This window comes from Pseudomonas sp. UYIF39 (genome assembly GCF_029963765.1).
In the GTDB taxonomy this organism is placed as follows: Bacteria; Pseudomonadota; Gammaproteobacteria; order Pseudomonadales; family Pseudomonadaceae; genus Aquipseudomonas.
This window is the reverse complement of sequence record NZ_JALBYU010000009.1, coordinates 246507-269150: the sequence shown is the minus strand read 5'-3', so window position 1 is coordinate 269150 and position 22644 is coordinate 246507. Positions and strand designations below refer to the sequence as shown.

Sequence of the window (22644 nt, the reverse complement as noted above, 5' to 3'; positions counted from 1 at the left end):
GTGGGTTGCAGCCCTACGCCTGAAACATCCAGCACTTGACAGTTGGTGACTTGGTGATCGTGTTGTTATTTCGCGTGGCCTGATAAGCACGCACTGCGCTGTCGACCGCTTTGTTCGATTCCAGGAATTTTCGGCACCGCGATTCTTTGAGGCGATCGCGCAGTTCGCTGACGTCGGCCAGCTTCTGCCGGTGTTCTGCGGCTCGCTCGACGAACTCGTTTAGGTTGATGGCGATGACGTTGTCTTTTTTGCTGTGGTTGACCACCGGCCCATCGGCGTCGAGGCCTTGGAGGTAGTCGTAGACTTCCCAGAATTCAGCGACGACAGGGTGGTCAGCGCTGATCGAGCTTTGGCGCTCGATCGCCATTGAAATGATGCAACGCTGGGAGGTACTGATATGGGAATCGCTCAGGGGTACGAGCGAGCGGATGCAGTCCAGCAGGCCGAGCAGTTGGGCATGGTTTTTAACAATCCGCTCAACTCGGATATAGCCTCGCAGCTGATTCCCGCAGTTTTGGCATGCGGCCTTGTCGTTGTTGGCCGGGTACTCGGTGTCGCAGCTGATGCAGTGGGTGTGCAGCCGGCGCAAACGCGCTTCGTGTGCGGGGATTTTGTCGGCGAGCGTGGACATGACATCGGTTTCACGCTTCACCGCTTGCAGCAGGAAGTGGCTGAGCTGGTTGCCGTCCAGGGCCGTCAGCCGGTCAGCCGCAGTTCGGCTTTCTGGCGTCACGTTCGGCCGCACGAAATGCAGTTTCACAATCCGCGTCATGATGGCCTCGGAAGCAATCACAGGCGCGTTCTGGCTGATCGCGATAGTGCCTCGGAAGGGCGGCTCGTAGGTTTCGTTACCGGCGGTTTTAACGCCCTTTGTCGCCAGGGTGCCGCCGCCGAAGTAGTCCTTTAGCTCGTCCCATTCGAAATTTTTTGCGTGGGACTTGTCGTCGCCGCTCCGATCGGACTCCAGCAGCACCACCGGCATCCCGGACACTTGCCCCATCAAGCGGCTGCGGCCAGCTTTGGTAGATTTTGAAGGGTCAAACCCTTCGTAGCCGGCGCGGCCCAGCAGTTTCCACAGCAGGTTCAGAAGTGTGGTTTTGCCGGCCCCGGCCTCGCCGGTGGCTTCGAGGAATGGAAACGATTGGTATCGAGCGCGGATCTGCTCGGCGAACAGCGAGCCGAACCAGAAGGTCAGCGCGACAACGCCCTGGGCGCCGAAGCATGTCCACAACAATTTCGCCCATTCGTCGCTGTATTCCTTCGGGTCGCGTTGAATTCGCACCGGTACCGCGCGTTGCAGGGTTTTCAGACGCAGCTTGCCGAACTCAAAAAACTCCTCGTCGTTGACGTCGACCACCTGGCCATCCTTGATAGCCACGTCGCCATATACGTAGCAACCGTATTCCTTGCTGTACCCGACGAAGTCGATCGTCTGAACCGTTTTGATCGCGAACAGCTGGTCCTTCATGATCTTGTCGAGCTGCTGGCCACTGCCGGTGAACACTGCGCCGGCGGCCATGCCGAGCAGACGCTTTTTAAATTCGCTCGCAGCGGCTACCTGGCCACCGGTGAAGGTGTTTTTTACCGAACCACCGTCGTGCGGAAAATCAACACGGAAGAAGTACCAGGACTCGTCGGTGATTTCATTGCGCTGGAAGTACAGCGCCTGGGGGTAGCAGTTGGCGATCTCGACCACGCAGCCCGACATGCGCAGCGCTTTCTCCCGCATTGCCTTCTCGTTCAGCAGTTGCTCTTCATGGTTGTCGCTGGTCTCCAGTGCCTGCATGGCGTTATTGAACTTGCTGATGTCCAGCTTCCACCAGTACAGCCGGGAGTCGAAGCCGAAGTGGAATTCTTCGCGCTCGCGCCAGGTGTACATGAGCATCGCTTTCTCGGACGCGCTCTCTGCGATCAGCAGTGCGCCGTGGTGCCTGGTTTCCTCCAGATCTGCATCGATGCGCCGGCGACGTGCGTCCAGGTCATCGATGAAACCCCACCGCTGGTGGAGGTCGTTCCAGTCCAATTTGCGGGCATCGCGCTGAGGGATCTGGGCCGCTTCACAGATAAAACCCATGGTACGGGCCATGGCCACCCATTTACGGGTGTAGCGGTGTGCACCTGGTTCGTTATCCAGAGCCCAGACGAGCTTCGGCAGATCGCCGGCCCGTTCGGTGGCCAGCGCACGCAAGGACTGTTCAGGAAACTGGTTTGAGGACATTGCAGCGACGGCATCGATGTCGCAATGGATCAAGGAAATGGCATCGAAAACGCCCTCCACAATCCAGATTTCTTTCGTGTCTGACAGGCTTACACGTGGGTGGCACCACCAGTGCCCCTTGGCACCGCCGCCCTTTGTGAACCGAGCTTTCTTCTTGCCAAAGCGCTGTGGCTTATCAATGAGCCTCTCCCAGTAGCTACCGTTCGGAAGGGGAAAGCGCACGGTGGCGGAGCCGATCCCAAGATCCGGATCGTAGAACTGTTCCTGGGTGAATGTCCCTTGCACCAGATCGAAGCGAAAGCCCCTGGCAAACTCGAGGTAGGCACGCGCTGTGGCAATAGGGTCCTCGTTGGTGGACGGGGCACGTTTGCTCCAATCGTCAAACAGGTCGGCATACAGCTCTTTGACATGCCACTGCTGACCGCACTTGCTCTCGCGGCCGCACTTGATGAACCACGGATTAATGAAGCTGGAATACAGTTCCTTCTTGTTACAGGCAGGGCAGGTGCCACCGCGCATAAAGTCGGTGCCTGTGCGGTGCCGCAGGCCATAGTCGAATTCGAGTCGGGTCAGTACGTCACCCCGGATTTGCTGTTCCATCTTCACGCCTGCTTTCTGATGGCGACCTGAAGGGCGCCGAGAGTTGTTTTTTGAGCCGCCAAGGCGGGGTAGGCAGACAGGATTGCGCTAGTCCGCAAGCCATCAGGAACGCGTCGGAACTCGTCCGAATACCAATGCTCCTGAATGCCCATCCGAAGGCGCTCACGCATCTCCTGATGCAGGGCTTCAGCGAGGTTTTTGCTAAGGTCCATCCGGATGGAAAGTGCTGTGTTCATGGCTTTTTCCCTGATTTCGGGCGCAACTTGCCCAAACCCACTCGCGAAAGGTGGTGCTATTCGGTCTGTTGAAAGGGGCTGTTGGCTAAGGCTCGGTAGCGTCGACCAGATGTTTAAAAATCAAAGCGACGGGAATGGCGAAGGACTTGCCACTGGTTGGATCGGTGAGTACCGCTACGGATGCGCTACTGCCCTTCAGGTCGAGGTGGCGCTGGCCACCGCCGGAAAGCAATTCGCCGTATGCCAAGCCCGTCAGTGTTTCGGCAAGGTAGACGGGCACTTCCAGTGTCGCCTGCAGGTAATTGACGGTGCGGTTGAAGAGCTGCTGGTCATTTCCCAGGTGTTCAGCCTGGTGGCGTTGCATGTAGCAAAGCGCGGCGCTCTGCATGGCGACGCGGTATTCGCTTTCGGGGTTCTGCGCGGTGATCGTCATGTTCATCAGGCCGTCTCCAGTCCAAGTAGGTCCATCTGTTGCTCGCCTTCCTTCTTCATCGCGTGCCGCCGAATCGCCACCGGCGCAACCGGCAAGGAAACCGATGGGTTTGGCATACCGGAGGGACTCATTTCGTGAGTCATTTCGAACTGAGCTCGAACTGACCAGCCGCAGGCCTCGTTAATGCATTGCAGGTAGGCAATACGCAAAAAGATATGCGTGCCTTCACTGGTTCGGATGCGCATTCGCTCCTGGCAGTGCGGACATACCAGCTTGTAAGTGCTCACTTTTTCTCCCCGCCGCTAGTCGCGGCCTTCGGCTAATGCCGAGAAATGACGACGCTTCCCGCGCCTACTTCGAATCTTCGCTGCCCGGGTTTTCCCGGTGCAGAACGATCACCGCAGTGATCTCTTCATGCCTGGCTGCAACGTGTGCACGGTGCGCTACGAGAATGGCCTGCACCTCGTCGTCCTGAATGACGCCGTCTTGAAGTGCTTTGCCAATGATGGCGTCGACCAACCCACGCTTGACTGCGGTATTGATCGAGCGGGCGTACAGGTCGAGGTTGTCGAGCTGCCCAGCCTCGGCTACTGGGACAAACACGCCGCCGTACAGATTGCAGACGAAGTCGGGGAGGTGAGTGGTGCCGGTTTGTAACTCCAGAAGGCAGATCTGCTCATCAGTCAGTGGGCGGCTGCCAGCGTTTTCATAGGCGTGGTTGTCGAACTTTTTGACCGACATCCCTAGACGCGGAGCTGCGCAATCACGACCGCCTGGGTACGCACAGATAACGGCGCTAACGACTTGCCTACGGGTTTCTAGAACGATGCGTTTCATTTTCTGGTTTCTCGCCGGGGCCGCTGCAATTATTTTGATATCACGCCGTCTTTGATTCCCAGGAGTACAGCTGCTCGTCGGGCTTCACCTCGTACGCCCTTCTTGCGACCGTTCAACAAATCGCTGACCAAATTTTTGTTCAAGTCATGTTGCCGACAGAACTGAGCAATGGTGATCCCGTTGCGGTCAAGGTCTGCGCGGGCTTGCTCGGCTGTAAGGAGGACGGGCATAGTGTTCATGTGTGTTCAATCGTGTTGTATGTGCCATCATTATGCCCAAAACTTTGGCTGTGTAAAGCGGTGCATGCCAAAAATTTGTGCGTCTGGAGAATCCTTGGAAAAAACTTTGGGCGAGAGGCTCCGGGAAGAGCGCGACCGGCTTGGAATTAATCAGAACGATTTCGCTGATATAGGCGGTGTGAAACGTAACTCCCAAGGCAATTACGAGAATGACCGACAGAGGCCGGACACGGCTTATCTGTTGGCGATCTCGAAGATCGGCGTGGACGTGTTGTATGTGCTTTTCGGTCGGAGGGATACGACAGCGGGAACGCAGACCACTATCGAAAACGAAGTGCTTAACTGTTTTCGTTCGCTGAGTCCTGGTGATCAAGTTGTGGTGCATCGGATCGCTACTGGCCTCGCCGAAATGGCAGCGAAAGAGTCGCAGGGCACGCTTCCTCTGGAGTGAAATTGCATCACTCGATCTAGCGCTACCATGCGAAATAGTGCTCACCTGGTGCTTCAGAAAATCTCGATTTCGCCGATGCTCTGCGGCTTTAAGGAGTATTGAGCATGTTGGATCGAGGCGTTTTGGAGCAACTTGAACAGGACGTTCGGGACAGGGAGTGTTCCGCACCTCAGCTGACGCAGCTGGAGTGCATTTTGCTTGGCATGTACCGAAAAATGTCGGAAACGGACCAGAGCCATCTACGACGCTTGGCGGAGATGATGGCCGATACGGAGTAACTCCTGGCCAATGTCCCGCGCCCCGGCTGATCACGCCGGGGTTCCTGTGGTAGCAGCACCGTTCTTGGCCTGCAATCTCTTGTACTCTCTGTCCACCGCACGCTGTGCCGAAGCCTTGCTCTCGTACAGGTGCGTCAGCCGTTTTGGCTTGCTCTGGTCACCCTCGGTAAGTTTTTGCTGCTTTCCGCTCTTCTTGTCGCGGTACCACGCGACGATGCCTGAATAGTCCTTGGCATCGTCGGCCAGCTCCGCTACCTCGTCGCCATCCGGTAACTTCGATTCAAGCTCAAGACTCGTGGTGAATGAGTCCGACGTGAAACTGTGTTTGACGTTGCCCCCCAGCCAGATGATGTCCGCGATTTCCTGCTTGATTCCTGTCAGGGAGTAGGTGAGTTCTGGGGTTAGATCCGGACGACCACGCGCCAGTGAATAGCTCAGCGTCGCCGTTCCCCGCTGCAGCTTATTCCACTCAGCCCGGGCAGCGACAAGCGCGCTTTTTTGGTCGGTGTAGGAGTGCCGGAGGTCCTTGATGTTTTCGCCGCCGCCGGATACCGCTTCTTTTTTTTCGGCGCTGTTGACGTCGTAGTAGAACGCCCTTACGCCTGTGTAACTGTCTCGATCTGCTTGCAGAAAACGGTGCTGGTCGCCGTCACGGCGGGTCAGCGTGATGTGCGGCAGATTCAATCCGCTGGCGCTGGTTGCATTGCCGATCGGCATGAACAGCAGCCTGCCGGCCTTCACTGTGGCGATCGCATCATGCTCTTGTCCCAAGCGAGAGAGCAGGTTCGCGTCTGATTCATTGGCCTGATCAAGGTGGACTACCTGGATGGCACTCAGGGCAGCGCTGACGAGCGGGCCAAGGCCGTAGGCTCCCGCAATTGCTTGCACGACTGACTCAATCGTCTCGTCGTGCCAGCTTCGTTCCCGTTTGACCTTCAGTCCCGAACTCAGGTCCACGCTGCGCGCTCGAATGTTCAACTGGTCCGGCGCGCCACTGTGTTCGGTCTCGTCGACCGTGTACGAGCCTTTGTCGACCAATCCTGTATCACTCCAGCCAAGCCACAAGCGCAGGGTTGCGCCTTTCGGTGGAATGACCAGGCGGCCATCATGATCCGACAGCGTTACATCCAGTTGGTCCGCCGCGAGTCCGCGGTTATCGGTCAACTCGATGCTCATCAAACGCTTTTCGATAGCCGCCGTAATGTCGCGTCCGTCGACCTCCAGCCGGCAGATCGGGCGCGGGTAGGCTTTCGCTTCCCGCATGGAGGCCTGCGCATCATTCAGATAGCCATCGATCTGGCTCAGTGCCTGGTCGATCACAGGATTTTCCTCAGAATGTTGCCGGCTGTGCTGACGCCTGCACCGAGCAGGTCGACGCGGCCGTCATCGATCCGCTTAAGCGCGATGGTGAACTCAATCCGACGCGCTGCGCCGTCCGAGAAGAACAGAGTCTTCGTCTCGTTGATGCTCTCGATCACCCATATGCCCAAGATCCTGCCAGTGCCTTCAATCAACGGCCAGGCCTTGCCTGTATCGGCCATGGCGCGAAGTGTGTCGAGGCTGAGCGGGGTTCCGGCGAGTGCCGGCAGAAGAATTCCAGGCATGCTGATTGAGTCCTCCCCACGGCCCAGGAATTGGCGTGATGGATTGGTGCCGATACGGGAGGTCGAGCCGTGACGCCATTCTGTCTGCCGCTGTAGTTCCTGATAAGCCAGGGTTTCGAGGCTGAAAATGAACATGCCAAGTGACATCATCATGTCCGTTTACTCCTGGTCAAAAAGGGCGCTGCGCCCCTTGGCTTGTTTGGCATGCTGCCGCTTGTCCAGTTCTGCAGACACGGCCCGAGCGATCGCAGCGGCATCCATCCCCGGGGCGGGGTGAATGTTGATGACGATTTTATCGGGCGCCATCTGCATCGCCGCTGGAGCTGCTGCTGGACCAATTGGCGGGCGGTTGTCGACCGCGATCGCGCCTTGAGCCCCGCCCATGCCTACGGCGATTGCGCTCACTTGGGCCAGTCGTTTGCCCATGCCCATGATCGATTCAAGAATGCCGCCACTTTCGGCTTTCGCTCCGGGTACAGAGGCGGCTGGTTTAAGTGCTGCTGCAGCGGCCACGGGTACGGCGGTAGCTGGGTTTAGAGCTGCTGCAGCGACTGTGGGCACGGCAGCAGCAGGGTTTAGCAGTGCTCCCGCGTTGGTGATGGCGCCGAGGGTCACAGTCCCTGCCCGAGTCACAAGCTCGCCCATGGCTTTGACCACTTCCAGATGCCCGCTCTGACCTTCAGCAACGCCCTGTGCCGGGCCCATACCCACAGCCATCGCGCCCACCTGGACCAGTCGTTTGCCCATGCCCAATATCGAATCGAGCATGCCGCCACTTGCAGCTTTCGCTGCGGGTGTGGATGCGCTTGGCCTCAATGCTGCTGCAGCGGCCTCGGGTACGGCAGCAGCAGGGGTTAGAGCTGCTGCAGCCACCCCGGGGACGGCAGCGGCGGGGTTCAGCGCTGCGCCCGCGTCGGTGATGGCACCGATGGTCACAGTCCCTGCTTGAGTCATAAGCTCGCCGACGGCCTTGACTGCTTCCAGAGGCCCGCTCTGACCTTCAGCAACGCCCTGCGCCAATCCGGCCATGGTGAAGCCGCCGAGCTCGGCAAAAACCCGAGACGGGCTGTGAATCCCCAGTTTTTCCTTGAACCAGTCGACGGTGTTACTACCGGCGTCAGAGATTGCAGTCTTCACGGCTCCCATCGCGTTCGTGATGCCATTGACGAGCCCCGCGATGATCATTCCCCCGAACTCGGTGAATCGGCTTGGCATCTCGACTCCCATGTAGTTCATCACGGCCGAGAAGGCCTGGTAGATCAGCCCAATGGGGCTGAAATTGGCGAGCGTCTGCAGGATGCCGCTGATCCCGCCGCTGAAGCCCAGTTTTATTTCAGCCCAGGCACCGATGAAGTAAGCCTTCACCTTGTCCCAGTTCGCATAGATCAGATACGCAGCAGCGGCGATTGCCGTAATGGCCAAGCCAATTGGATTGGCCATGAACAGTCGGCCAACCCACATGAACGCCTGGCCAACGAAGGGCAGCACCTTCGAACCCAGATTGAACAGCAGCCCGATCAACGAAGGCAGGCGGATCCCGATCAGTGATAGGCCATAACGGACGGCGAGGAATGGTCCGAGGGTAGTCGCCAGCGCCAGAGCGACCGTACTAAAGCCGATCGACAATGCGGCGATGCCGGCGCCGACCTTCAGGATGCCCAGCACCAATCCTGGGTTAGCGGTCGCCCACGCGTTGACGCGCTCGAGGACGCCGTTAAATCCCGTAATCAGCTGAATAAGTGCTGGTCGAAGGGTCTCGCCCAGGGCGCTGCTCAGGTTAAACATGCGGTTTTGAGACATCTCCCATCGGGCTGACAGTTGGTCCCCACGGATATCCCCTTCGCGCTGCATCGATCCGTCGCGCTTGGGCGCGTTGTCCGCTCCGTTCACCAACTCCAGCTGGCGCCGATATTCACTCATGTTGGCAGCAAGCTTTGCTGCGTCGTCGCCATATTCTTTGCCGAACAGCTCAGTCATCACACCGAGTTGCTGATTCTTCGGCAACTTGTTGACTGCATCTAGCACCTTTTGAATGGTGCCCGTCGCGTCCTTGGCCATGCCGTCCTGCACGGACTGTGCTTCCAGGCCGATCGCTTTCAACCCTTCGACGAACCGCTTCGGCTGTTTGGTGGCAATAGCCAATTCTCGGATCATGGCGTTTGTGGCGGAGCCCGCGGTTTCCGCTGACGCGCCCAGCGTCAGGAAGGTCGAGCCCAAGGCTGCGGCGTCTTTGAACGACATGCCGACGGAGGCCGTAATGCCCGCCGTGCGTTGCATGACGTCAATGATTTCCCCCCCTTTCGACATGGCGTTGTCGTCCAGGAAGTTGATCGCGTCCCCGAGCTGATTGACGTTCTTGATGGGCAATTTGTACAGGTTCGCGATCCGCGCCAGGTTCTCGCCGACTTCCTGTGCCGGCAGGTCGAAAGCCGTCGCGGCAGTCGCGGCGACGCGCGCGAACTCCAGAAGGTCGTCTTTGCCCTGGATGCCCATTCGCGCACCGCCTTCTACCAGGGCGGCGATATCGGTAGTCGCCATGGGGATGGTTTCGGACATCTTCTTGATGGCCGCGCCCATGTCGTAATAAGTCTGGGTGAGCTGTCCGTTGCCATCCCGTGCGCCTTCGACCTGTTTGGCGACACCCGCCATGGCATCTTCGAAGCGAGAGTAATCTTTGACCATCCCAATGATTGGTAGGCCGGTTGCAGCTCCCACGGCACCCGCGCTCGCGCCGGCTACAGCGGCATTGCCGGCGAGCTCTTTGCCCTTGGAATAATTCCTCTGCGCCTTCGATACCCGCTCCTGCTGTTTGGCGAGCGCAGAGAGGCGGTCTCTTTGATTCTGGATGGCTTTATTTGCCGCCTCGATCTCGGTTTTTAAGCGACGCTCGGTGGTGCCGAGGTTGCGGGTATCAGCACCAGTCGATTTCATGAGGGGGATCAGGCGCTGCAGCTCCGAGCGCTGAGCCGTGTGTTTGTTCGTCAGCTTTTCCACCGAGGCGGAGGCGTTGACGAACGCCTTTTGAAAAGCCGCAGTAGGGGCGTCCATCTTCTGCAGCTGTTCACGCAGGCCGCGCAACTTGTCCTGCGCCTTGGCCAGTTCTTCGGAGGATTGGCGGACGGCTTCCTTCTGGCGGGTATAGCTGGAAATGTTGGACTGCTGGGCGTTGAGTTCCTTCAGCTGGTCCCGCGCCGCTTTCAAGGCGCGAGACGTAGCATTGCTCCCCGCGCTGATCTGTTTGAGGGGCGCGGTGACCTTGTCGATCGCCGACAGCAGAAATTCCAGCCGCAGCTTGTCAGTCATCCTTCGCCCCACTTCGTTTACGAGCGCGTTCGCGCCAGTCCATTAGTTCGGTTAGGGGGAGAGGATCCATCTCCGCTGGCCCCCAGTGAAAAATCACGGCGATATCCGCCATCGCGTCATCTACGCAACGAGGGATGCATCCACCTTCGCCGACTTCGGCAGCAAAAAACCGGCAACCTCGGTGGCCATCTGCACCAGGTCGGCCGGATCCATCTGGCCAATGTCGTGATCGGTCAGGGTTGGCGTGGTGATTCGCGGAAGGACCTTGCGCAGTGCGAGGACGTCCATCTGCAACAGGTCGGTCAAGGAGACGCCCCGCAACTCGCCGGAGACTGGTTTGCGCAGCGTCACCTCGGTGATCTCAGTCGAGCCTCTGACGATCGGTGTATCCAGGGTGATGACTGGGCGATTTGGGTTTTTCACAACTGGTGCTTCCACAGCTTCGTTTTTTTCGGAGGTGATCATGTCGAAATCCTTTGAAAGAGAGGGTGCCGGACGAGCCGGCGGGAAAAGCTGGGATTACAGGCCGATCGCCTTGCGGTGCTCAGCCAGCATGTCTTTGCCATCAACCTTGAAAATGAAGTTGAGCAAGTCGATCTCGATCTCTTCATTACCGTCGATGGTCAGCTTGTAATAGCTGCAGGTGGTGGTGAACTTGTGCTCGGTGTCTTCACCGCTTTCCGCGTCACCCATGTCGATCTCTTCGTGCCGCCCACGCACGACCACCTCAACGGCTGATACCTCACCGGTGTCGTCGCGCTGGATCGAACCGGCCCAACGCAGCATGACGCCGCTGGCCGATACCGCGCCGTATTGACGCAGCGCCGTCAGATCCCAGCCACCAAGGGTCCATTCGATCTGAATCCCGTCGTCGCCATGACCCAGGTCGACCTTCACCGCGCCGTCCATGCCGCCGCCCCGGAACGCTTCGAGCTTTCGAGCGAGCTTGGGCAGGGTGACGCTCTTGCAAGCACCGACATAGCTGACGCCGTCGTTGTACAAGTTCATGTTCTTGAGCTTCTTGGGCAGAGCCATATTGGGCGCTCTCCTAAAGGCGCGGCCATCGCCGCGCGGATGAATGAATATCAGGCGGTGACGCGGCTGGCGAAGTCGACTAGGTAACGGTCGGTGATGCGCTGGCGAAGCCCCAGGTTCTCCAGTGGAGGAACTGGCGTGTAGTCGTAGTCGAGGTACAGCTTGCCGGCCTTGAGGGTGTCCTTGTCGTTGGCGGCTTCGTCGTACCAGCACTCGCCGCCGATCAGGTAGCCAAGGCGCACCAGCTCGCGAAATTTGGCATTGATACCCTCGACGATGTCGCGGACCAGGCTTGGGTGCATGGGTTTGTCCACCGCCCAGAATTGCCCCTCGGCCATGGTGTCAGCCAGTACCTGGGCAGTACGGGTGTAGTTTTCGAAGGCAAACAAAGGATCGTCGCTGCAGGTGCGCGACCCCCAGAAGCGGAAGCCATCACGACGAACCAACGTGGTGACGTCTGCCGCGTTCAGCAATCCAGCGTCGGTGGCCGGATTCTGCAGATCCCAGTAGATATCCCGGCTCAGTCCGGACACGCCATTCACGGCCACGTTGGACAGGGTTTTATGCCAGCCCACTTGCTCATCGAGCTTGGCGCGCAGGCCCAATGCGCGGGCGATCGCAGACGCCGGCGCATCGGCATTCAGGGTGGTGTCCCAGTTTACGAAATCGGGCCAGATGGTCATCAGCTCGCGGGCGCCAAAGTTTTCTCGGTAGGCAATGACCTCCGAAACGGTATTGCAATCCCAGGCACTGGCGTATGCGAATCCACGCAGCTTCTGCGCGGTGAGCACCAGCTCCGTGGCCACTGGCAAGGAGTCGAGGCCCGGTACTCCGAGGATCCGCGGCCGCACACCCAGCTGCGCTTCTGCGGCCAGCAAAGCCTTCATTCCGGTGTACTGGCCACCGGCAGTCACACCGCCAATCACGTTGGTGGTGGTCTCGGCAGCGTCCAGCCCCTGTGCTACACGAACAACGACGGTGACCGGGCTGGATTGGTCAGCGATGGCGTCCAGGCTTTTGGCTAGGGTGCCTTTGACACCGGCCTTACCGCTGGCGGTAAGCACGTCGGTAAGGAGCACGGGGCGGTTGAGAGGAAACGCAATCGGATCGGCATCTTCGGCGGTGCAGACCATGCCGACCACAGCTGTGGCGACAGTGCGAATAGGGCGGCTGCCCTCGTTGATTTCGACGACGCGAACGCCGTGGTGGTAATCGGTTGCCATGTATGGCGGCTCCTGCGCAGGATCGCGGTTCAGTGAGTCCATAGATTGACGCGCGCGCGGGGCAGGTGCGATGTGCGGGGGTTGTAAGAGCCCTTGGCACATTGAATAGTAAAGAAAACCCCGCCGAAGCGGGGTTTGGCGGTAGCCAGGGGGGGGTTATATAGCGTTGCCGACACCCTCAATGCTGGCGCGAATTTCCGCGATCGCGGTGTCAGCCAGCGCGTCGGCGGCGTCGTGACTGGTGGCCTTGAGCACCCGCTGCTTGCCCTTAAGGCGGGCCGCGCGGATCGCATACAGCGCCGCTTGCCAGGCATCGGCCTCGGTGATGATGCTATCAGCCGCCGCTTGTGGCTCCAGCTCGGCCGCATCGGCCCAAGCCTGCACCGAGGGCGGCATGGCTCCGGCATAACCGGCAGCGGCAAAAGCCCTGGCCTCGGTGGCCGCGCGCTGGTATTCCAAGGCGCGCAACGAATCGCCCAGCACCGCCCGGCGAGCCACGTCGGCCGCCTGATCAATTTGCTGCGCCGCCACGACTAGAGCCGCCGCCAAGGGCAGATCAGCAAAGGCGAAGCCGACATAACTTTGGCCGCCATGAACAACGTTAATATTTTGCAGTTGCATAAGGTGCGTTCCGTATCAGCGAGATTAAAGGGTCGAAAGGTTGGTGGTGATTTGCGACAGGGTATTGGCGGCCGTGCCGCCCGCCGCTGAAACGGTGCTGACATACTTGCCCAACATATCGCTTGGGAACGTCGCCGCGAAGCAACCAAACGCCAGCGAAGAGGCCGACAGGCCAATCAGGGCGCCGTAAAAATCCGCCGCCTTGGTCACCACCACCGTTTGCAACATAACGCCCAGCACTGGCGGCAACGAAGACGAAGAGTTGGTCTTGATAAAGCTATTGACGCGGGTAATCGTCGGCGCCGGCACCACCCCCGCCACCGACGGCAACACGATGTCGACGTTTCGCAGTTCCACATTGTTAGCCTGGCTATAGAAAATGAAGCCCGCCATCTGCGTGGAGGCATCGGTCGCCAGAAAATACTGAGGACGTAATTTTGGGGCAACGCCCGACGTGACGGCGTTGGGACCATAAATCAGCAGGTAGGCGCAGCTAACCGCAATACTGGCCGTCATCACGTAGTCACTCAGCAAATAGACAGAACACTGCCCACTCGCCGGCGTAGAGGCCAACGCTTTGCCGATGGTTTTAAACGGTGCCGCGCTGCTGTTGCCGGCGTTGGTGTCAAGGCCGTTGACCTGATCCACCCACCAGGTGCGGGACGTTTCAGGAATACCAGCAATCGCCGCGTTAACCGCCGCCGTGATTTCGTTTTTCTTGCCGTTGTAAGTGGCGATCAGGGTATTGGTTGCCGATACCAGATCAGCAATTTGCGATTCGAGACTCATGCTCAAACTCCAAGGGTGGTTTTAGAGAAAAGGTTTTGCAGGGAAATCACTGCGGTAGCGTTGGCCGCAATGGCGGTCAACAGGCCATCGCGGTCGGAATCCTGTCGCAGCTCGACGGCCTTTATTCGCTCCAGCAGGTTGGCGATTTGCGTGCCTTGCAACTGGTTCAGCTTGTCCTGACTGTCGAGCGCGTCCTGATTCTTTTGATCGCGCAACATGCTGGATATCTGCGCCGTGGCCAGCGCGGCCAGCTCGGCCGACAGCGTCAGGTTCAAGCCCGCCCCGGTCGAGGTGATGGTGACACTATTGGCTGGCAACGCCGTCAGCGACAAGTCGTAGGCCAGCAGCAACTCGGCGTTGGCCGACTTGTAGGTCAGCGCCTCGGTAGGGTGCGACCAGACCGCCAACAGCGTGCCGTCCGACAACAGAAAGCCCACCTCACGCGCCCAATAGGCCTTGGCGTCGTCGGCTACCGCCGTGACGTGAATCAGGGTGTCACTCAGGCGCTGACCATCGGAAATGGCGTATTTCGCCACTTGGGTGCGCAAAGCGGTCTGCGTATTGGCTGGGGTATAGCCACTGGTGCCCACCACGATGTGGGTGATTTCGGCCGCCACGCCGGTGTTGTCGGCGCGCCAAATGGCGGCCAAGCCGGCCTTGGTGATCAGGGGTTGTAACGGGGTGCTCATACGAGGACGGCCTCCATAGTGGCGCGAACAACGATACGGGTACGGTGCGCGTTAGCGACCGCAAAGCCCTGCTCTGCATGGATGGGAACGCCTAACAGATCGGCGCTTTGATGAATCACACAGCGGACGCTGGACGCGTTGGCCAACCCCAGGGCTGACTCGGCGGTATCCATCGGCACGCCCTGGGCTTCCAGCGTGCGGCGGTCCAGTTGCCGGGTCTGGCTGGCATTGGCCAACCGCAAACCACCGTCGAACCGCGCGCCGACCTTGAGCGTGTAGTGGCTGCGTTCGTTCTTCGTGGCATCGACCAGGGCGCGCAACCGGTCGAACAGTTGCGGGGACAGAATCGACCCCTCGCCGCCTCGGTTGTCGTTGGCCCACGCGATCAACTGAAAGGTGTACGGCACCGCGCCCGGGATTTGCGTCCATTCCTTAAACTCGGCTCTCACCCCGACCGCCTTCAGCACGCGGCGCACCGCACCGACCGTGCCCTTGCGTTTGTGAACCGGAATCGACTCGCGAATCAGGGCGCGCTGTTGCTCTTCGGTTTCGGCGGCCTCCCAGCCTTCGACCGACATTGCCCAGGCCAACCAAGGTAGGAAGTCGGTCGGGCTGCGCGCCGAATCTGCGATACCACGTATGGCTTGCGGATCGATGCCCAGGACGCTCGCCGTGGCGAGTGCGCGCTCGAGCGTAGTGCTGTTGGGAGGTAACAATTCGCTCATGCCGGTATCACCTTGGTCAGATTGATAGCGGTGCAGTTCGGGTATTGGCGCTTGTCGCAGAGGATGTCAGCAGGAGGCTGTGTCAACACCACACGAGCCACGCCAGGGACGTGCAATGCGGCGTAAATCGCTGAGCGTGCCAGCTCGCCCTCCAAATCCCGGGCCTTGGCAATCGTTTTTGCCAGTGCTGAATCGGCCGCGGCGGATACCACGGCGGCCGAAGGTCCGCGTTCAAGCTCGAGCGTTGCAACTATGGAAAAGTCGACAGGCTGCCCGAGCTGCGCGCGGGGCCTATCGGTGATAGGACGAACGTCCTCAGCCGACAAGGCATCCAGTACGGAGGCCACCAATGACGCCGGTGCCAAAGTGCCGTTGGCTACCGGAAGCACTGTTAAGGACACATCACCTGGTAACGGGTTGGTCAGTCCCGCCGCGTAGTCACACACTAAAACGATTGCATTGGCCGGTAGTTGGGCACGCACGGCCGCGCTGACCTCGGCCGCTTGGAAGGTTGGAGAATCGACCGAGACAGCGGCAATGTTGGCCGAAGCGCTGAGAGCGCGGAATTCATAGGCGCCGGTACTACCGGCTACGGACAAGCCCTCCAGGGCGAGTTGGGCGCGATATCGCAATGCGTCGTCCAGCTCCATTACTGCAGCGGTCGGTGGTACTGAGTCGGGATTGGCCGGAGTGATCACCAGGCGCTCTACGCCGAAATCTGCGGCGCGATTCTCCAGATCGGTACCGTTCGCGTACGCCAGTAGGCTCGCCTTGGCAGCATCATTAATGCGCTGGCGAAGCACCATCTCGCGGTAAGCGTTCTCCTGCAGCATCTTGGTTACCGGTTCGGACTCCAGGGTTAGCACGGCCGCTACCGCCTCTTGCTGATCCACCGGGTACAGACTCAGGTAACGCGCTTTACGCGCTCTCAGGATCACCTCGAAGTCCAGTGTCTCGACGACCTCGGGCATGGGCAGCAGGGAAAGATCGATCATGCCGTAGCTCCCAGTTTGAGCGGAACCTGCAGGTTCAGTGGTTCATTGGTATCGACACGGGTGCCTTCGATGTCGATCACCACGTTTCCCTGGACGGTCATGTCGCTAAACTGCACACGCGACAGACGAAGGCGGGGCTCCCAGCGGATAAGAGCAGTCGCAGTAGCGGCGTAGCAGAGCATCCGGGTCTCCGGGTTGAAGGGGGCATCGATCAGGTTAGGCAACAGGCTGCCGTACTCGCGGCGCATGATCCGAGAGCCCAGTGGGGTAGTCAGGATGTCGGCGATTGACTGGGCCAAATGGGCGTTGCCGCTGATGGCCAGGCCGGTATGGTTGTTCATGCCGGTCATGGAATCGGTCCCTCGGATACACCGTCGCCGGACAGCACGCCGGTCGTTCGGTGTTTCACCAGGCTGATGTTCTTCGCGCCAGCGACGACGTCGTCGGTGACAGTCACCAGGCCTTCGATGTTGACGTCGCCTGTAATCGTGATGTCGCCTGTGATCGTGATCCCGCCGGGGGCCACCAGGTTGGCTCTACCACCGTCAGGCAATGTGGCGGTCAACGTGTGGCTCTCGGTGTCATAGTCGACAATTGCGCCATCACGGTACCGACGTCGTCGGCGCGTCGGCACGTTGTCCGGAGCGGGGAAGCGATCGCTGTACAGGCCGAAAATGACGAAGCCATGGGCTGGGTTGCCGGAAGGCGAAAGCACAAGGCACTGCTCATCGATACTCGGCGGGTCCCAGTCACTGTCCTCCCCAGCACGCAGGGCAAAGAACGGCAGCCAGCCGGTCAGAAGACCACCGGTTTTCACACGACAACGCGGCTTCTCCGGATCGAGCTGGGCGAGGGTGCCGGCACGAATCAGGTTTTCAAGGCGTCGAGTCAGTTCAGTAAGAGAGTCCATACCGCCGATGTTGCAGGTCGCGCGTGCAAGCTGCATCGGCGGTGGGCTGTAGCGCGAGTGCGTACAGTAGAACGTCAGCTTCCGAGGTGATCGATGAGCAAGTTTCGGATGTTCTCCAGCTCGTCGCCGCTGAATCCCAGCAGTTGTCGTGTTTCATATTGCACGTCCGCTTGGCCGCGCTCGGGGCGATCCTTGAGGCCATACTGGTGAACCCGGGCGATGCGGCTCACACGCCCGACATATCCGACCGCTACGCCGTTGGCTGTGGCTTCGGTGCGCAGGTAACGGGCCGTTTTCAACTTGCCGAACATCTTGTTCTTGATCCTGCCCTTTTTTCCACGCAGGTCCTTGGGCTTGCGGGGCGCGTATGCCGAGCCGTCAGGGTTGCGCTGCGTCGTGATGCGTTTTGACTGGCTGCGACGTAGATCCCGGGCGACGGCGCCGAGCAGCTTGCGGCGTTCACCCTCTTCGAGTTTGGCCAACAACACAGAGACCCATGTTTCCAGCGCCTGCAGGTCATTGCTCACGGTTTTTCCCACCGCGTGATGAACTCGCCTTCGGCCGTCCATAGCTCAAGCCCAGGCATGGTGAACGGATCATCGTCGACCACTGGCTCCGGCGGATGACTGACGACCAGGTTGCCGTTGTCCTGGCGCTTGACGATGACTCGCTCAGTGAGCGGCAACTTGATCGACAGGTCGACCTTGCTGTTGTCCAGGACATCAGCCTCGAATGCGACGGCCGTTTTGCTGCGGTCGACGTTCTCCATCAGCTCGCGCTGATTCACCAGGATCCACGCGAACAGCGGAATAGCGATCGCGTCGGGGTGGCCAGCGTAATCCGTAAAAATCAGATTCAGCGTGTAGCTGTATTCGAACGACAGCCCATAGGCCGCAGTGCTGCGCATGGTGCCGTTGTCGATGAACACCATCAGACGGTCAGGGTTTTTCTTTAAATCCGGTACCGAGTTAAGCAGGTGAGCGCGAAGCGAATCAGGTTTGTTCATTGTTTGCCGGCCTGTGCTTGCTGATGCAGATAAACCATATCGACCTGCGCAGCGCATTGGGCCCAGTCGCCCTCAGTCGCCTCCTGGTCGGTGAGCAGGGCGCCGTTCTTGTCCGGCTTAGTCGCTGACAGGGTGCAGGGCACGACGGCCGGACAACCAGTCACGATAAGCTGCGGCTCCGGTGATGGCGGGGCGCTCGCGCATCCTGCGAGCAGCATCAGGGAGAGACTGATTAGCCCATAGGCGAAGTTCGGCATTCTCACGTTTCAGTTCCTCAATCGTTCGTTGACGGGCGGCGAGCCCTTGGCGCAGTTGGTTTTGAACGCTGCGCAATGCGGTCTGGGCGGTTCGTTCGTGCTGCAGCGACGCCAGAAGTTGAGCGGCCGTCTCCTCACTGCGCGTCGCTCGAGCAAGCGCTGCATCAGCGGCATCTTTCGCTCGGCCTGTCTTTTGGTCTGAGACCTCAATCTGCTGGCTCTGAGCCCAGATCAGCAGCGCGATCGAGGCGAGCAAAGCGATGCCATATAGCGCCTGGCGCAGCGTGCTCACGCGCGGTACCAGCCGGCTGCATTCATCGCAGTCGTATCGAGCTTGCGCACGTCGCCGCAGATGACCACAGCCTTTACGCCCGGTTTCGCCACTGCGATCGCTTCACCGAGTGCCCGGGCCAGTTCAAAGGGAGAGCCCTCCGGCAGGAGAAAGACGTCGCCATCGACGGGGCTGAGCTTGCGGATCTGTTCGTGGTCAATCATGCGGCCTCCAGAATAGGGCAGCCTGCAGCGTGACGCTGATAGGCGCGCTCCAGTTTGGTGTCGTACAGGTTGCGGGCGTAGTTGGGGCCGTTGTAGGCCTTGGCGAAGGCTGCCCATTTTTTGCCCTTCAACGCCTTGAGCAGCGTCGGGTCAGCTTCGATAAACCGCACGAAAGCCTCGAATTGCTCGTTTTCGTCCCGGGCCATCCGATCGGCAAATTCCATCACGCTGGCGTATCCGAGGCGCACTGCGTGGTAACCCATCACCTGAAAGGCGCCCCAGCTGGCCGACTCCAACGCGCACAGATCGTCAATCAGTCGGGCATTCGCCAGGCGCTGGTGCTCTGCCGTTCCGCCGGCGTAACCACCTGCTTTCGGATTGACCAGGTTGGGCTGGAGCACAGCCAATTGGTCGGCGTTTGCCTTCAAATCGTCTGGATCATCACCAGGTGTGCGCGGCGTGCTGAGTTGGCGATACATGATGTGGCGTTCAAAAAGAATCTTCGGCTTGCCGTTGTCCAGGAAACCGCTGCCTTGGCTTTCGACTTCGTTGACCGCCATGACCGCCGCGAGCTCAACGCCAAGGCGCGCAGCGGCTTTCACCAACAGGGCGTGCTGCAGCAGGTTCGAACAATCGGCGCCGGCCAGCGCCAGAGCGGTTTTCGAGCCCGCAATACCGTCAATTACCAACCCAACCTGACGCTGGTAATTACGCACTGCGGATTCGGTGGCATCACCGAAATCGCCGTCCGGATCCAGACCGGCGCCGTGCATGTTGAGCCGCTGTTGCAGTATGCGGACCTGTTGCCCGCGATCGCCGTGGCGCAAAACACTCATAGCTGATCCACCTTGCGGTTGAAGAATTGCTTGGCCAGTGCACGGGTTCCCTCAACGCCCAGCAGTCCGATCACTCCACCGAAGAAAGGGCCGGTGGTCGCGGGAATGCCCAACAAAAAGAGTCCGTGGCTGGCCGCAAGCGCAAGGGCGCCGCACAGCGGAGCCTCAAGCAAAACCCGGCGCCAAGTGCCGCCGCCGTAAATGATCCGCAGAGCGGCGATCACGCAGGCGAGCCCGCCTGCGTAGAAGGCAGGCCAGTTCAGTTCGAGCCAGGCAGCGAACCAGGCCCATGTATCCGGTTTGTCAGGCATGCGCGTGATTCCGCTGTCCAAGGTTGAAGGTAATGGTGTGTGTGCTTGCGATTTCGGATGACTCAATCCCATAGGTTCACCATTTGCAGCTCCGGGGCTTGCGGCGCGATATCCGGGAGCGCTACCAGCGTGCCGTGCGGAATGATTGTGCCGAAATCTGATAGCCCCGGGTTTGCCTCAAGGACTGCCTCGGTGATGCCGGCAGTGCGGCCGTAGACCCGCCAGCAAATGGCGTCGACGGTGTCGCCCTGAGCGGCATACACGGAGGTCGTCATCAGATGAGCTCCACGGTGGAATGGCCGACGCCTAATAGATCGCGAATGGCGAAGCGGGCGTCACGACGGTATTCATCGACCGAAGGTGTCAGTTCGTCTGCGTTCTTGTTGCCGTCGACGCTGGTGTCGTAGCTGCGATATCGCTCAGCGAGCTCAGCTCCAACGCTGCAATAGATCGAACGGCGGTAAAGGTGGATGAAGTGGCTTTCGCCATTAACTTCAAGCGCCGGCACAGCCGCGATGGTGGTGTATCCGTTCTCCACATGATTCAGCTTCACCTTGGCCAGTTCGCCGTTCACCTGGATCAACGCGTTGACGGTCACGACTTCAATGCGTGCGTCGGTGATGCTGCCATCCAAGCGAATAGCGGATCGCAGGTGTACGACATCGATGTCAGGCCAGAACCCGTCATTGGTGATGACAAAGGGTTCATCGGTGCTGCCGGTGGCAATAAATCCGCTCATGGTTCAGCCCTAAGTCGGCGGTGGCCGGGGCGTCACAGCAAGGAAAGGAGAGAAACCTGCTGTTCACCCCCGGGCCGCCGGGGTTGCGGGGTACGCTCAGTCAGCTCCCTGGTGGGGGAGCAATCTTTTTCAGGAGGCGTTCAGCGCCTTCCAGATCCTTCTTGCCACCGCAGCTGTTGTTCAGCTCAATGGCTCGTTTCAGCAGTTCAATACCGGCCATTACCTGACCGGGTTGGCCCGGGTTATCGGCGCTCAGACCAGCCACCGTGGCGCGCCCTGTAGCCAGATACAGCTTGGCTCTGGCTTCGTCCGGCATGTCTTGCTCGGCGGTCAACTCCATCGTCCGATGCAAGATGGCCAGGTCGAATCCACCACCGGTTTTCTGAGAGCTCAACGCCGCTTCGGCGACTTCTTCAGCGATCAGGCAGCCGGTGGTACGTTCGAAGCGGTCGGGCATCAGTAGGTTGTGCTGCAACACATACGCTGCGATATCGAGCGCGCCGTTGTAGTCGGCGGCATCTACACGCCAGATCATGATGGTGGTGAGTACTTCGTCCTGGGCGCCGTTGCCCGTCGCCAGAACACCGTCGACGTAAGGCACGTAAGCCGGCAGAAGCTGCAACTTGAGCGCGGCTTTGCCTTCGTTCGACTGGATCTGTTTCAGGCGCAGACGATCCTGCAGCAGCTGGGCCAGCTGCATTTCGTAGGCCGTCCCGCCCGCCATCGAAACGGCGGGCGAAGCGGCAGCAGCCTCCTGCGAGGCAAGCGCCTTCAGCCGGTGACGTTGAGCGAGGGAGAGGGCCATTGTTACGCGGCCTCTTCGATGTTTTCGACCAGGGCGCCGAGACCGAAGTCTTCGATCACGTAGTCCTCGTTCGACGATTGATAATCGGCGATGCGATCACGCTCTGGCTCGTCCTTGGTCATGCGACGACGGCTGCTGATCTGGAAGTAGATCGACAGGTTCTTCAGCGTGGTGATCATGATGCCGCCGTCGATGAAGAACGGTGCGTCTTCGATCGGCAAGCCGCCCAAGGTGCCGTTAGCGAGGATCCGCGCGGCTGCCAACTCGTTTTCGTTGTCGGCTGCGCCTTCGATGTTGGCCAGGAACTTCGCGTGCAGCAGGTTGCGATCGACCAGTACGACCAAGTCCGGACGTTTGCGGTGCCATGGGTCCAGCAGCTGGATGGCGTCGTAAACCAGGCCGTCGAGGGTTTTGTAGTCACCAGTCGGGCCGATGGTGACTTTGCCAGCAACCTTGCCGCTGCTCAGCACACGTTCTGGCGCTTTGGTGCGGTATTTCTCCAGCCAGCCCACGTTCACGTCTTCCAGCAATGGGTGGGTGGCCCGATCGGTCGTAGGCGCAGCGCTGGTGCCGTTGAAGCCGATCATGATGCGGTCAAGCGCCTGGCGCTCAACGATCGCACCGGACAGGCGAGCCTGGAAATCGGGGAATTTTGCCCAGGCATCCAGCAGCGCATAAGGAATCGCGGTGTCGAAGTCGGTCTTTTTGCAGCTGTACGTGTCGTTCTTGAGCGAGCTGACGCCGCGAGGGTTGCGTGCGGCCAGGCTGGTGTCGGTGCGGCCGGCAATCGTCGAGCCGACGCCCAGAACAATGGCCTCGCCGTCTTTTTCGTCGACGCCCAGCACGTTGATTTTTTTCAGGAAGGCGTTGGATTCCTGAATAGCCGTTTCCAGCTTCTGCTGAACAGAAGGGGTGACGGTGAATTTCTCCGCCACTGACCCGACGGCGTTGATCGATGCAACCTGTTTGGTGAAGCCGTTGAAGGCAAGCCGTGTTTCGTTACGCATGG

General features: G+C 59.7%; 32 protein-coding genes. 1 reads left to right on the top strand and 31 read right to left on the bottom strand.

Annotated elements, in window-relative coordinates:
• Positions 1-13: 13 nt before the first annotated feature.
• The 6 genes from MO767_RS15325 to MO767_RS15300 all read right to left on the bottom strand — a co-directional run bounded on the left by MO767_RS15325 (position 14) and on the right by MO767_RS15300 (position 4554).
• Positions 14-2818: a toprim domain-containing protein gene (locus MO767_RS15325; RefSeq protein ID WP_282481186.1), complete on the bottom strand. Its 2805-nt coding sequence runs from the start codon at positions 2816-2818 to the stop codon at positions 14-16.
• A 2-nt stretch (positions 2819-2820) separates the two neighbouring features.
• On the bottom strand, positions 2821-3054 hold the full coding sequence (locus MO767_RS15320) for a hypothetical protein (RefSeq protein WP_282481185.1): 234 nt from the start codon (positions 3052-3054) through the stop codon (positions 2821-2823).
• An 85-nt stretch (positions 3055-3139) separates the two neighbouring features.
• A complete protein-coding gene (locus MO767_RS15315) occupies positions 3140-3493 on the bottom strand; it encodes a hypothetical protein (RefSeq protein WP_282481184.1) in 354 nt (117 codons plus the stop codon).
• Entirely contained in the window at positions 3493-3774 is a 282-nt protein-coding gene (locus tag MO767_RS15310; protein WP_282481183.1) for an ogr/Delta-like zinc finger family protein, read from the bottom strand. Before MO767_RS15310 ends, MO767_RS15315 begins: the two co-directional genes overlap by 1 nt.
• A 64-nt stretch (positions 3775-3838) precedes the next feature.
• Positions 3839-4324, bottom strand: coding sequence for a YmfL family putative regulatory protein (locus tag MO767_RS15305; RefSeq protein ID WP_282481182.1), 486 nt, complete (start codon positions 4322-4324; stop codon positions 3839-3841).
• Between the two features lie 29 nt (positions 4325-4353).
• Positions 4354-4554: a DNA-binding protein gene (locus MO767_RS15300; RefSeq protein ID WP_282481203.1), complete on the bottom strand. Its 201-nt coding sequence runs from the start codon at positions 4552-4554 to the stop codon at positions 4354-4356.
• A 103-nt stretch (positions 4555-4657) separates the two neighbouring features.
• On the opposite strand from MO767_RS15300, the gene MO767_RS15295 reads away from it, so the two are divergent.
• A complete protein-coding gene (locus tag MO767_RS15295) occupies positions 4658-5014 on the top strand; it encodes a helix-turn-helix transcriptional regulator (RefSeq protein ID WP_282481181.1) in 357 nt (118 codons plus the stop codon).
• A 308-nt stretch (positions 5015-5322) separates the two neighbouring features.
• Here MO767_RS15295 and MO767_RS15290 read toward each other — a convergent pair whose 3' ends face one another.
• The 25 genes from MO767_RS15290 to MO767_RS15170 all read right to left on the bottom strand — a co-directional run bounded on the left by MO767_RS15290 (position 5323) and on the right by MO767_RS15170 (position 22642).
• The gene (locus tag MO767_RS15290) at positions 5323-6612 is read right to left on the bottom strand and encodes a phage late control D family protein (RefSeq protein ID WP_282481180.1); all 1290 of its coding nucleotides are present in this window, start codon (positions 6610-6612) and stop codon (positions 5323-5325) included.
• Complete coding sequence (locus tag MO767_RS15285) at positions 6609-7049, bottom strand: phage tail protein (RefSeq protein ID WP_282481179.1); 441 nt, start codon at positions 7047-7049, stop codon at positions 6609-6611. The genes MO767_RS15290 and MO767_RS15285 overlap by 4 nt, the downstream gene beginning before the upstream one ends.
• A gap of 6 nt (positions 7050-7055) precedes the next feature.
• Positions 7056-10199 carry a phage tail tape measure protein gene (locus tag MO767_RS15280; protein ID WP_282481178.1) on the bottom strand — a complete coding sequence of 1048 codons (3144 nt, stop codon included), beginning with the start codon at positions 10197-10199 and terminating at the stop codon, positions 7056-7058.
• Positions 10192-10311, bottom strand: coding sequence for a GpE family phage tail protein (locus tag MO767_RS15275; RefSeq protein WP_076383311.1), 120 nt, complete (start codon positions 10309-10311; stop codon positions 10192-10194). Before MO767_RS15275 ends, MO767_RS15280 begins: the two co-directional genes overlap by 8 nt.
• Positions 10312-10319: 8 nt before the next feature.
• The gene (locus MO767_RS15270; RefSeq protein ID WP_282481177.1) at positions 10320-10664 is read right to left on the bottom strand and encodes a phage tail assembly protein; all 345 of its coding nucleotides are present in this window, start codon (positions 10662-10664) and stop codon (positions 10320-10322) included.
• Positions 10665-10718: 54 nt separating this feature from the next.
• Positions 10719-11234 (bottom strand): phage major tail tube protein, encoded by a 516-nt coding sequence (locus tag MO767_RS15265; protein ID WP_282481176.1) that lies wholly within the window; start codon positions 11232-11234, stop codon positions 10719-10721.
• Between the two features lie 50 nt (positions 11235-11284).
• On the bottom strand, positions 11285-12457 hold the full coding sequence (locus MO767_RS15260; protein WP_282481175.1) for a phage tail sheath protein: 1173 nt from the start codon (positions 12455-12457) through the stop codon (positions 11285-11287).
• Between the two features lie 156 nt (positions 12458-12613).
• Entirely contained in the window at positions 12614-13078 is a 465-nt protein-coding gene (locus MO767_RS15255; protein WP_282481174.1) for a hypothetical protein, read from the bottom strand.
• Between the two features lie 24 nt (positions 13079-13102).
• Positions 13103-13867: a hypothetical protein gene (locus MO767_RS15250; protein WP_282481173.1), complete on the bottom strand. Its 765-nt coding sequence runs from the start codon at positions 13865-13867 to the stop codon at positions 13103-13105.
• Positions 13868-13869: 2 nt separating this feature from the next.
• Positions 13870-14556, bottom strand: coding sequence for a phage tail protein (locus MO767_RS15245; RefSeq protein WP_282481172.1), 687 nt, complete (start codon positions 14554-14556; stop codon positions 13870-13872).
• Complete coding sequence (locus tag MO767_RS15240) at positions 14553-15281, bottom strand: phage tail protein I (RefSeq protein WP_282481171.1); 729 nt, start codon at positions 15279-15281, stop codon at positions 14553-14555. The genes MO767_RS15245 and MO767_RS15240 overlap by 4 nt, the downstream gene beginning before the upstream one ends.
• Complete coding sequence (locus MO767_RS15235) at positions 15278-16276, bottom strand: baseplate J/gp47 family protein (protein WP_282481170.1); 999 nt, start codon at positions 16274-16276, stop codon at positions 15278-15280. The genes MO767_RS15240 and MO767_RS15235 overlap by 4 nt, the downstream gene beginning before the upstream one ends.
• On the bottom strand, positions 16273-16617 hold the full coding sequence (locus tag MO767_RS15230; RefSeq protein ID WP_282481202.1) for a GPW/gp25 family protein: 345 nt from the start codon (positions 16615-16617) through the stop codon (positions 16273-16275). Before MO767_RS15230 ends, MO767_RS15235 begins: the two co-directional genes overlap by 4 nt.
• A 5-nt stretch (positions 16618-16622) precedes the next feature.
• On the bottom strand, positions 16623-17222 hold the full coding sequence (locus tag MO767_RS15225; RefSeq protein WP_282481169.1) for a phage baseplate assembly protein V: 600 nt from the start codon (positions 17220-17222) through the stop codon (positions 16623-16625).
• A gap of 38 nt (positions 17223-17260) precedes the next feature.
• A complete protein-coding gene (locus tag MO767_RS15220; protein ID WP_282481168.1) occupies positions 17261-17713 on the bottom strand; it encodes a phage virion morphogenesis protein in 453 nt (150 codons plus the stop codon).
• Positions 17710-18192, bottom strand: a complete 483-nt coding sequence (locus tag MO767_RS15215; protein ID WP_282481167.1) for a phage tail protein — start codon at positions 18190-18192, stop codon at positions 17710-17712. The genes MO767_RS15220 and MO767_RS15215 overlap by 4 nt, the downstream gene beginning before the upstream one ends.
• The gene (lysC, locus tag MO767_RS15210) at positions 18189-18410 is read right to left on the bottom strand and encodes an Rz1-like lysis system protein LysC (RefSeq protein WP_282481166.1); all 222 of its coding nucleotides are present in this window, start codon (positions 18408-18410) and stop codon (positions 18189-18191) included. Before lysC ends, MO767_RS15215 begins: the two co-directional genes overlap by 4 nt.
• On the bottom strand, positions 18310-18741 hold the full coding sequence (lysB, locus tag MO767_RS15205) for an Rz-like lysis system protein LysB (RefSeq protein ID WP_282481165.1): 432 nt from the start codon (positions 18739-18741) through the stop codon (positions 18310-18312). Before lysB ends, lysC begins: the two co-directional genes overlap by 101 nt.
• Entirely contained in the window at positions 18738-18944 is a 207-nt protein-coding gene (locus MO767_RS15200) for a hypothetical protein (protein ID WP_282481164.1), read from the bottom strand. Before MO767_RS15200 ends, lysB begins: the two co-directional genes overlap by 4 nt.
• On the bottom strand, positions 18941-19780 hold the full coding sequence (locus tag MO767_RS15195) for an N-acetylmuramidase family protein (protein WP_282481163.1): 840 nt from the start codon (positions 19778-19780) through the stop codon (positions 18941-18943). Before MO767_RS15195 ends, MO767_RS15200 begins: the two co-directional genes overlap by 4 nt.
• Positions 19777-20091 (bottom strand): phage holin, lambda family, encoded by a 315-nt coding sequence (locus MO767_RS15190; protein WP_282481162.1) that lies wholly within the window; start codon positions 20089-20091, stop codon positions 19777-19779. The genes MO767_RS15195 and MO767_RS15190 overlap by 4 nt, the downstream gene beginning before the upstream one ends.
• A 62-nt stretch (positions 20092-20153) precedes the next feature.
• On the bottom strand, positions 20154-20366 hold the full coding sequence (locus MO767_RS15185) for a tail protein X (RefSeq protein ID WP_076383323.1): 213 nt from the start codon (positions 20364-20366) through the stop codon (positions 20154-20156).
• A complete protein-coding gene (locus MO767_RS15180) occupies positions 20366-20830 on the bottom strand; it encodes a head completion/stabilization protein (RefSeq protein WP_282481161.1) in 465 nt (154 codons plus the stop codon). The genes MO767_RS15185 and MO767_RS15180 overlap by 1 nt, the downstream gene beginning before the upstream one ends.
• Positions 20831-20930: 100 nt before the next feature.
• Positions 20931-21635 (bottom strand): terminase endonuclease subunit, encoded by a 705-nt coding sequence (locus MO767_RS15175; RefSeq protein ID WP_282481160.1) that lies wholly within the window; start codon positions 21633-21635, stop codon positions 20931-20933.
• A 2-nt stretch (positions 21636-21637) separates the two neighbouring features.
• Positions 21638-22642 carry a phage major capsid protein, P2 family gene (locus MO767_RS15170; protein ID WP_282481159.1) on the bottom strand — a complete coding sequence of 335 codons (1005 nt, stop codon included), beginning with the start codon at positions 22640-22642 and terminating at the stop codon, positions 21638-21640.
• Between the last annotated feature and the right edge of the window lie 2 nt (positions 22643-22644).

What these genes read in the sequence shown, in the direction of transcription:
- MO767_RS15215 (WP_282481167.1), bottom strand. Translation starts at nt 18,192, where the DNA reads ATGAACAAACCTGATTCGCTTCGCGCTCACCTGCTTAACTCGGTACCG.
- MO767_RS15235 (WP_282481170.1), bottom strand. Translation starts at nt 16,276, where the DNA reads ATGATCGATCTTTCCCTGCTGCCCATGCCCGAGGTCGTCGAGACACTG.
- MO767_RS15250 (WP_282481173.1), bottom strand. Translation starts at nt 13,867, where the DNA reads ATGAGTCTCGAATCGCAAATTGCTGATCTGGTATCGGCAACCAATACC.
- lysC (WP_282481166.1), bottom strand. Translation starts at nt 18,410, where the DNA reads ATGCTGCTCGCAGGATGCGCGAGCGCCCCGCCATCACCGGAGCCGCAG.
- MO767_RS15175 (WP_282481160.1), bottom strand. Translation starts at nt 21,635, where the DNA reads ATGGCCCTCTCCCTCGCTCAACGTCACCGGCTGAAGGCGCTTGCCTCG.
- MO767_RS15185 (WP_076383323.1), bottom strand. Translation starts at nt 20,366, where the DNA reads ATGACGACCTCCGTGTATGCCGCTCAGGGCGACACCGTCGACGCCATT.
- MO767_RS15260 (WP_282481175.1), bottom strand. Translation starts at nt 12,457, where the DNA reads ATGGCAACCGATTACCACCACGGCGTTCGCGTCGTCGAAATCAACGAG.
- MO767_RS15255 (WP_282481174.1), bottom strand. Translation starts at nt 13,078, where the DNA reads ATGCAACTGCAAAATATTAACGTTGTTCATGGCGGCCAAAGTTATGTC.
- MO767_RS15325 (WP_282481186.1), bottom strand. Translation starts at nt 2,818, where the DNA reads ATGGAACAGCAAATCCGGGGTGACGTACTGACCCGACTCGAATTCGAC.
- MO767_RS15270 (WP_282481177.1), bottom strand. Translation starts at nt 10,664, where the DNA reads ATGATCACCTCCGAAAAAAACGAAGCTGTGGAAGCACCAGTTGTGAAA.
- MO767_RS15245 (WP_282481172.1), bottom strand. Translation starts at nt 14,556, where the DNA reads ATGAGCACCCCGTTACAACCCCTGATCACCAAGGCCGGCTTGGCCGCC.
- MO767_RS15285 (WP_282481179.1), bottom strand. Translation starts at nt 7,049, where the DNA reads ATGATGATGTCACTTGGCATGTTCATTTTCAGCCTCGAAACCCTGGCT.
- MO767_RS15180 (WP_282481161.1), bottom strand. Translation starts at nt 20,830, where the DNA reads ATGAGCGGATTTATTGCCACCGGCAGCACCGATGAACCCTTTGTCATC.
- MO767_RS15195 (WP_282481163.1), bottom strand. Translation starts at nt 19,780, where the DNA reads ATGAGTGTTTTGCGCCACGGCGATCGCGGGCAACAGGTCCGCATACTG.
- MO767_RS15200 (WP_282481164.1), bottom strand. Translation starts at nt 18,944, where the DNA reads ATGATTGACCACGAACAGATCCGCAAGCTCAGCCCCGTCGATGGCGAC.
- MO767_RS15300 (WP_282481203.1), bottom strand. Translation starts at nt 4,554, where the DNA reads ATGCCCGTCCTCCTTACAGCCGAGCAAGCCCGCGCAGACCTTGACCGC.
- MO767_RS15170 (WP_282481159.1), bottom strand. Translation starts at nt 22,642, where the DNA reads ATGCGTAACGAAACACGGCTTGCCTTCAACGGCTTCACCAAACAGGTT.
- MO767_RS15275 (WP_076383311.1), bottom strand. Translation starts at nt 10,311, where the DNA reads ATGGCGGATATCGCCGTGATTTTTCACTGGGGGCCAGCGGAGATGGAT.
- MO767_RS15265 (WP_282481176.1), bottom strand. Translation starts at nt 11,234, where the DNA reads ATGGCTCTGCCCAAGAAGCTCAAGAACATGAACTTGTACAACGACGGC.
- MO767_RS15320 (WP_282481185.1), bottom strand. Translation starts at nt 3,054, where the DNA reads ATGAACACAGCACTTTCCATCCGGATGGACCTTAGCAAAAACCTCGCT.
- MO767_RS15230 (WP_282481202.1), bottom strand. Translation starts at nt 16,617, where the DNA reads ATGAACAACCATACCGGCCTGGCCATCAGCGGCAACGCCCATTTGGCC.
- MO767_RS15305 (WP_282481182.1), bottom strand. Translation starts at nt 4,324, where the DNA reads ATGAAACGCATCGTTCTAGAAACCCGTAGGCAAGTCGTTAGCGCCGTT.
- MO767_RS15190 (WP_282481162.1), bottom strand. Translation starts at nt 20,091, where the DNA reads ATGCCTGACAAACCGGATACATGGGCCTGGTTCGCTGCCTGGCTCGAA.
- MO767_RS15240 (WP_282481171.1), bottom strand. Translation starts at nt 15,281, where the DNA reads ATGAGCGAATTGTTACCTCCCAACAGCACTACGCTCGAGCGCGCACTC.
- MO767_RS15225 (WP_282481169.1), bottom strand. Translation starts at nt 17,222, where the DNA reads ATGCAGCTTGCACGCGCGACCTGCAACATCGGCGGTATGGACTCTCTT.
- MO767_RS15315 (WP_282481184.1), bottom strand. Translation starts at nt 3,493, where the DNA reads ATGAACATGACGATCACCGCGCAGAACCCCGAAAGCGAATACCGCGTC.
- MO767_RS15280 (WP_282481178.1), bottom strand. Translation starts at nt 10,199, where the DNA reads ATGACTGACAAGCTGCGGCTGGAATTTCTGCTGTCGGCGATCGACAAG.